This is a genomic window from Knoellia flava TL1 (assembly GCF_000768675.1).
Lineage (GTDB): Bacteria > Actinomycetota > Actinomycetes > Actinomycetales > Dermatophilaceae > Knoellia > Knoellia flava.
In genome coordinates, this window is the sequence record NZ_AVPI01000021.1 from 59,062 (window position 1) to 66,185 (window position 7,124).

6 protein-coding genes are annotated in these 7,124 nt (G+C 72.4%); all 6 read left to right on the forward strand.

Going from position 1 to position 7,124, the window contains the following annotated elements:
• Positions 1 to 8 precede the first annotated feature (8 nt).
• Positions 9 to 1,655 carry an arginine--tRNA ligase gene (gene argS, locus N798_RS08905; RefSeq protein WP_035947859.1) on the forward strand — a complete coding sequence of 549 codons (1,647 nt, stop codon included), beginning with the start codon at positions 9 to 11 and terminating at the stop codon, positions 1,653 to 1,655.
• An 11-nt stretch (positions 1,656 to 1,666) separates the two neighbouring features.
• Positions 1,667 to 3,106: a diaminopimelate decarboxylase gene (gene lysA / locus N798_RS08910; protein ID WP_035947860.1), complete on the forward strand. Its 1,440-nt coding sequence runs from the start codon at positions 1,667 to 1,669 to the stop codon at positions 3,104 to 3,106.
• A gap of 67 nt (positions 3,107 to 3,173) precedes the next feature.
• Positions 3,174 to 4,499 (forward strand): homoserine dehydrogenase, encoded by a 1,326-nt coding sequence (locus tag N798_RS08915; RefSeq protein WP_035947882.1) that lies wholly within the window; start codon positions 3,174 to 3,176, stop codon positions 4,497 to 4,499.
• A 1-nt stretch (position 4,500) separates the two neighbouring features.
• Positions 4,501 to 5,589, forward strand: coding sequence for a threonine synthase (thrC, locus tag N798_RS08920; protein ID WP_035947862.1), 1,089 nt, complete (start codon positions 4,501 to 4,503; stop codon positions 5,587 to 5,589).
• A 3-nt stretch (positions 5,590 to 5,592) separates the two neighbouring features.
• The gene (gene thrB, locus N798_RS08925) at positions 5,593 to 6,525 is read left to right on the forward strand and encodes a homoserine kinase (protein WP_035947864.1); all 933 of its coding nucleotides are present in this window, start codon (positions 5,593 to 5,595) and stop codon (positions 6,523 to 6,525) included.
• A 254-nt stretch (positions 6,526 to 6,779) separates the two neighbouring features.
• Positions 6,780 to 7,124: Rho termination factor N-terminal domain-containing protein (locus tag N798_RS08930; RefSeq protein WP_035947866.1), on the forward strand; the 345-nt coding region annotated here is incomplete at its 3' end.

Genomic DNA, 7,124 nt, shown 5'->3' on the forward strand with positions numbered 1-7,124 from the left:
CTTCGCGGGTGACTCCCGAAGAACTCTCGTCCGCGATCCGGGCTGCCCTCGTCGAGGCCGTGGCCGCCGGTGACCTCGCCGCCGACGTCCCCGCGGAGGTGCGCGTCGAGCGACCGCGCAACCGGGACCACGGCGACTGGTCGACCAACATCGCGCTCCAGCTGGCGAAGGCGGCCGGTATGCCGCCCCGCGACCTCGCGACCTCCCTCGCCACCCGCCTCGGGCAGGTCGAGGGCATCGCGTCGGTCGACGTCGCGGGCCCGGGGTTCCTCAACATCGCGCTCGACACCGCGAGCGCCGGCGAGCTGGCGCGGAGCATCGTCGAGAGCGGGACGGCATACGGGCACAACGACTCGGAGGCCGGCCACACGATCAACCTCGAGTTCATCTCGGCCAACCCCACCGGTCCGCTGCACATCGGTCACACACGGTGGGCGGCGCTCGGCGACTCGATGCGCCGGCTGCTCTCGGCGTCCGGCGCCGACGTCACCGCCGAGTACTACATCAACGACGCCGGTGCGCAGATGGACAAGTTCGCACTGAGCGTCCTCGCCGCGGCCAAGGGGGAGCCCACGCCCGAGGGTGGCTACCCGGGCGCCTACATCGGCGACCTCGCCAAGGTGGTCGTGGAGCAGCGGCCCGACGTCACCGAGCTCCCCGAGGACGAGGCGGTCGCCGTCGTGCGTCCCCTGGCCTACCGGGCGCAGCTCGACGAGATCCGCTCGACGCTCGAGCGGTTCGGCGTCTTCTTCGACGTGTGGTTCTCCGAGAACGAGCTGCACGAGGGCGGCGCCGTCGAGAAGGCGGTCGAGCGGCTGCGCGAGCAGGGCCACGTCTTCGACGAGGGCGGTGCGGTGTGGCTGCGGACGACCGACTTCACCGACGACAAGGACCGGGTGCTCATCCGGGCCAACGGCGAGCCGACCTACTTCGCCGCCGACGCCGCCTACTACCTCAGCAAGAAGGACCGGGGCTTCACCGAGAAGATCTACCTCCTCGGCGCCGACCACCACGGCTACATCAACCGGCTCAAGGCGATCGCGTCCGCCGCCGGCGACGACGCCGAGGTCAACATCGACGTCCGCATCGGCCAGCTCGTCAACCTCAACGGCGCGAAGCTGTCGAAGCGGGCCGGCAACATCATCGAGCTCAACGACCTTCTCGACTGGATCGGCAGCGACGCCGTCCGCTACTCGCTCGCTCGCTACCCGGCCGACAGCCCGCTCTCGCTCGACGGCGAGGACCTGCGCAAGCAGACCAACGACAACCCGGTCTTCTATGTCCAGTACGCCCACGCCCGCACCGCCAACGTCGCACGGCTCGCGGGCGAGGACGGCGTGCGCCGCGAGGACGGCTTCGACCCGTCGCTGCTCGCCGACGCCACCGAGGCGACCCTCCTCGCGACCCTCGGCGACTTCCCGCGCGTCGTTGCCCAGGCCGCGCACCTGCGCGAGCCCCACCGCGTCGCCCGCTACCTCGAGGACCTCGCCGGCCGCTACCACAAGTGGTACGACACCTGCCGGGTCCGGCCGATGAACGCCGAGGAGGAGGTCACCGACCTTCACCGCACCCGCCTGTGGCTCAACGACGCCACCCGGCAGGTGCTCGCCAACGGCCTCGACCTGCTCGGCGTCAGCGCGCCCGAGCGCATGTGAGGTCCTGACCGATGCGTTCGCACGAGGCCGGCGCGCTCCACGCCGAGGGCTACGGCGGTCCGCCCCTCTACCTGCCCTACCCCGACGACGTCATGGCGCTGCTCCCGCAGCTCTGGCCGGACTCGGTCACGCGCGACGCCGAGGGCCGGATCGAGGTGGCCGGGCTCGACGTCGTGAGCATCGCGCGCGAGTTCGGCACGGCGGCATACGTCATCGACGAGGACGACTTCCGCCGGCGGGCGAGGGCCTTCCGCGACGAGTTCGCGGCGCCCTTCGGCCCGGTGTGCGGCGGCGCCGACGTCTACTACGCCGGCAAGGCCTTCCTCTGCACGGCGGTCGCGCGCTGGGTGGCCGAGGAGGGTCTCTCCCTCGACGTGTGCAGCGGCGGCGAGCTGGCCGTCGCGAGGCGGGCCGGATTCCCGGCCGAGCGGATCGGGTTCCACGGCAACAACAAGTCGCTCGACGAGATCCGCGCGGCCCTCGACTACGGCGTCGGGCGCATCGTCGTCGACAGCTTCGTCGAGATCGAGCGGGTGGCCGAGATGGCCGCCGAGCTCGGTGTCGTCGCGCCGGTGATGATCCGCGCGACCGTCGGCGTCGAGGCCCACACCCACGAGTTCATCGCCACCGGCCACGAGGACCAGAAGTTCGGGTTCAGCCTTACCGGGGGACAGGCGCTCGAGGCGGCGCGGGCCGTCCTCGCGCACGACAGCCTCGACCTGCGCGGACTGCACTCGCACATCGGCAGCCAGATCTTCGACACCGGCGGCTTCGAGATGAGCGCCCGCCGGCTCATCGGCCTGCACTCGCGCATCGCCGACGAGCTCGGGCACCACAGTCCCGAGATCGACCTGGGTGGCGGCTTCGGCATGGCCTACACCTCCCAGCACACGCCGATGACCCCGGCCGAGCTCGGCGAGCAGCTCGCCGACATCGTCGGGCGCGAGTTCAAGGCGATCGGTGACGGCGACCTCTCGCAGGTCCCGAGGGTGTCGATCGAGCCCGGCCGCGCGATCGTGGGTCCGTCGACCTTCACCCTCTACGAGGTCGGCACGGTCAAGCAGGTCGAGCTCGGTGACTCCCACACCCGCGCCTACGTCTCGGTCGACGGAGGCATGAGCGACAACGTCCGGCCGGCGCTCTACGAGGCCGACTACTCGTGCACGCTGGCCAACCGCAGCTCCGAGGCCGCGCCCATGCTGGCCCGGGTCGTCGGCAAGCACTGCGAGAGCGGCGACATCGTCGTCCAGGACGAGTGGCTCCCGGCCGACACCGGCCCGGGCGACCTCATCGCCGTGCCCGGGACCGGTGCCTACTGCCGGGCCCTGTCGAGCCAGTACAACCACACCCCCCGCCCGCCCGTGCTCGCGGTCCGAGACGGTCGGGCGCGGGTCCTCGTCCGTCGTGAGACGATCGACGACCTGCTGGCCCTCGACGTGGGGAGCAGCTGATGTCGCCGCTGTGCGACGTCGCTGCGACGTGGTCGAGCCCGTGACCACCGAGGAGAAGACCGCCGAGATGGCAGCCACTGCCGACCTGCCCACCCTCAAGGTCGCCCTGCTCGGGTGCGGCGTCGTCGGGTCCGCGGTCGCGACGATGCTCGTCACGAACGCCGACGACCTCGCCGCGCGCGTGGGCGCCCGCCTCGACCTCATCGGCATCGCCGTCCGCCGCCCGGACCGCCGGCGACCCGACGTTCCCGTCGACCCCGCGCTCTTCACGTCGGACGCCGACACGCTCGTCCGCAGCGCCGACATCGTCGTCGAGGTCATCGGCGGCATCGACCCGGCCCGCGGCCACATCCTCACGGCCATGGAGCACGGTGCCTCCGTCGTCACCGCCAACAAGGCGCTCCTGGCCGAGGACGGCCCGACGCTCTACGCCGCCGCTGCCGAGCACGGTGTCGACCTCTACTACGAGGCGGCCGTGGCCGGGGCGATCCCCATCGTCCGTCCGATGCGGGAGTCGCTCGTCGGCGACGACGTCGTGCGGGTCCTCGGCATCGTCAACGGCACGACGAACTTCGTCCTCGACAAGATGGACACGACCGGCGCCGGCTTCGCCGAGACCGTCGAGCAGGCGCAGGCGCTGGGCTACGCCGAGGCGGACCCGACCGCCGATGTCGAGGGCTTCGACGCGGCCGCCAAGGCGGCCATCCTCGCCTCCTTGGCCTTCCACACCCGGGTCGCGAGCGCCGACGTGCACCGCGAGGGGATCACCGAGGTGACGGCCGCCGACGTCCGGGCGGCCCGCGACATGGACGCCGTCGTCAAGCTCCTCGCCATCTGCGAGCTGCAGCGCGACGCGTCGGGCACACCGAGTGGCGTCACGGTCAGGGTCCACCCCGCGATGATCGACCGGAGCCACCCGCTGGCGTCTGTGCGTGATGCCTACAACGCCGTCTTCGTCGAGGCCGCGGCCGCGGGCGAGCTCATGTTCTACGGCAAGGGTGCGGGCGGGGAGCCCACGTCGTCGGCCGTCCTCGGTGACGTCGTCGCCGTGGCCCGGCACCGACTCGCCGGCGGGCACGGTCCGACCGAGTCGGCCTACGCGGACCTCCCGGTCGTTCCGATGGGCCACGCCGAGACGAGGTACCACATCAGCCTGGCCGTGGCCGACCGTCCGGGCGTCCTCGCCCAGGTCGCGACCGCCTTCGCCGACCACGACGTCTCCATCGAGACCGTGCGTCAGCGGATCCTCGGGGAGGGGGACGACTCCCGGGCCCAGCTCGTCATCGTCACCCACCGCGCGCCCGACTCGGCGCTCGCGGCCACCGTCGAGGCGCTGGCCGGTCTCGACACCGTCGACGAGGTCGTCTCGTGGATGCGCGTGGAAGGAGCCTGACGTGGCACACCAGTGGCGCGGAGTGATCCGTGAGTATGCCGACCGCCTGCCGATGCTCGCCGGCTCACCCGTCGTGACCCTCCACGAGGGCGGGACCCCGCTCATCGCCGCCGAGCACCTCTCCGAGCTCGTCGGAGCCAACGTGCTCGTCAAGTACGAAGGGCTCAACCCGACGGGGTCCTTCAAGGACCGCGGCATGACGACGGCGATCTCGTACGCCAAGGGCCGTGGCGCCAAGGCGGTCATCTGCGCGAGCACCGGCAACACGAGTGCGAGCGCCGCGGCATACGCGACGAAGGCGGGCATGACCTGCGCCGTCCTCGTGCCTGAGGGCAAGATCGCCATGGGCAAGCTGAGCCAGGCGATCGCGCACGGCGCCACCCTCATCCAGGTCGACGGCAACTTCGACAGCTGCCTCACCGTCGCCCGCAAGCTCGCCGAGGTCCACCCGGTCGAGCTCGTCAACTCGGTCAACCCGGCCCGCATCGAGGGCCAGAAGACCGCGGCCTTCGAGATCGTCGACGCCCTCGGTGACGCCCCCGACATCCACATCCTCCCGGTCGGCAACGCCGGCAACATCACCGCCTACTGGCGTGGCTACACCGAGTACGCCACCGACGCCGAAGGCCCGCCGGCCGTCGCGACGCGAACCCCGCAGATGTGGGGATTCCAGGCGGCCGGCGCGGCGCCGATCGTCCTCGGTCACCCGGTCGACGACCCGGAGACGATCGCCACCGCGATCCGCATCGGCAACCCCGCCTCGTGGCGCCAGGCCGAGGCCGCCCGCGACGAGTCCGGCGGTCGCATCGAGTCCGTCACCGACGAGCAGATCCTCGCGGCCCACCGGCTCCTGTCCTCGACCGAGGGCATCTTCGTCGAGCCAGGGTCGGCTGCGAGCATCGCCGGGCTCGTCCAGGCGAGCGAGCGCGGCCAGGTCCCGGCCGACGCCACCATCGTCTGCACCGTCACCGGACACGGCCTCAAGGACCCTCAGTGGGCCCTGCGCACCGCCGACGGCTCGGAGGTCGAGCCCGTGCGGGTCGGCGCCGAGGCGCGTGCGGTGGCCGAGGTCCTCGGCTTCGAGGGCTGACCATTGGGGGAGTGGCAGCCCGGCGCGACCGTCGCCGTCCGCGTCCCGGCGAGCAGCGCCAACCTCGGGCCGGGCTTCGACTCGATCGGCCTCGCACTCGGAGTCTGGGACCGTTGTCGCGCAACGGTTCTCGCGACTCAGGGCTTGGAGATCGTCGTCAGCGGCGAGGGAGCCGAGTCCGTCCCCACCGACGCGACCCACCTCGTCCACCGCAGCCTCGTCCACGCCTTCGACGAGCTCGGCGAGACCGCACCAGCCGGACTGCGGCTCGAGTGCGACAACGCCGTGCCCCACGGCCGCGGCCTCGGCTCATCGGCCACGGCGATCGTCACTGGCGTCGCCGTCGCGCATGCCCTGCGGGCCGTTCGCGACGGCCGGCAGGCGGGCGACATCGACCTCGGCGCGGTCAACGACCTCGCCGCCCGGCTGGAGGGTCACCCCGACAACTCGTCGGCGAGCGTCCACGGCGGCGTGACCCTCTCGTGGTCGGACGACCCCGCGGCCGGCACGACGACCCTGCGCCTCACGCCACACCCCGACGTCGTCCCCGTCGTGTTCACCCCAGGGACCCAGCTCTCGACGGCGACGGCGCGCGCCGTCCTCCCGGCGCAGGTCCGGCTGGCCGACGCGGCGGCCAACTCGGCGCGGGCGGCGCTGCTCGTGCATGCGCTCACCTCGGCGCCGGAGCACCTCCTCGCGGGCACCCGCGACTGGCTGCACCAGGAGCCGCGCAGGCCGTCCTACCCCGCCTCGATGGCACTCGTCGACGCCCTCCGCGCGGCAGGGCACGCAGCCGTCGTCTCGGGCGCGGGCCCGAGCGTCCTCGTCCTCGCGACGACGGCCACGGCCGACGAGGTGGCCGGCTCGGGAGGCGAGGGATGGCGGGTGCTGCTGCCCGGCATACCGGAGCGTGGCGTCGTCGTCGAGAACGCCTGATCTGCGCGGTCTCGTCCTCCCCTCCACGCTGAGCCCGTGGTGTTAGTGTGGTGGCGCGGTCGCAGTTGATGCCGGAGGGGGCTCCTCCCCACCGATGCCTACCAAGATCCGCATCCTCCACCTTGGGCCGGTCGTGCCGTGCCACGCGCCGATGTCGGCAGGCCCCGTGGAACCAGCCGCCAGATCCCTGGCACCCACCTCCGGCCCCCCGCGCACGCGTGGATAGGGCCCATTGACGAGGGGAAGGATCCTTCGTGACAGACACCACCACCCTCGAGGCGTCGTCGGCATCCGGGCAGGGCCCGCGCCGATCGGGCTCGCTGACGGCGATGCGCCTCGCGGAGCTGCAGGGGCTCGCCTCGAGCATGGGCATCTCCGGCACCGCCAAGATGCGCAAGGGCGACCTCGTCGCCGCGATCAAGTCGCGCCAGAACGGCGACAGCGGCCCGGTCGCCACCGCCGCCGAGGCACCCGCCCGCCGCCCGCGGCGCGCGTCCTCCTCGGGCCAGGCCGCTCCCAAGGCCGAGGCGACCGAGACCGAGGCCCCCAAGGCCGAGGAGACCGACCGCTCCCGCACCTCCGGCGACGCCGACCGTGGC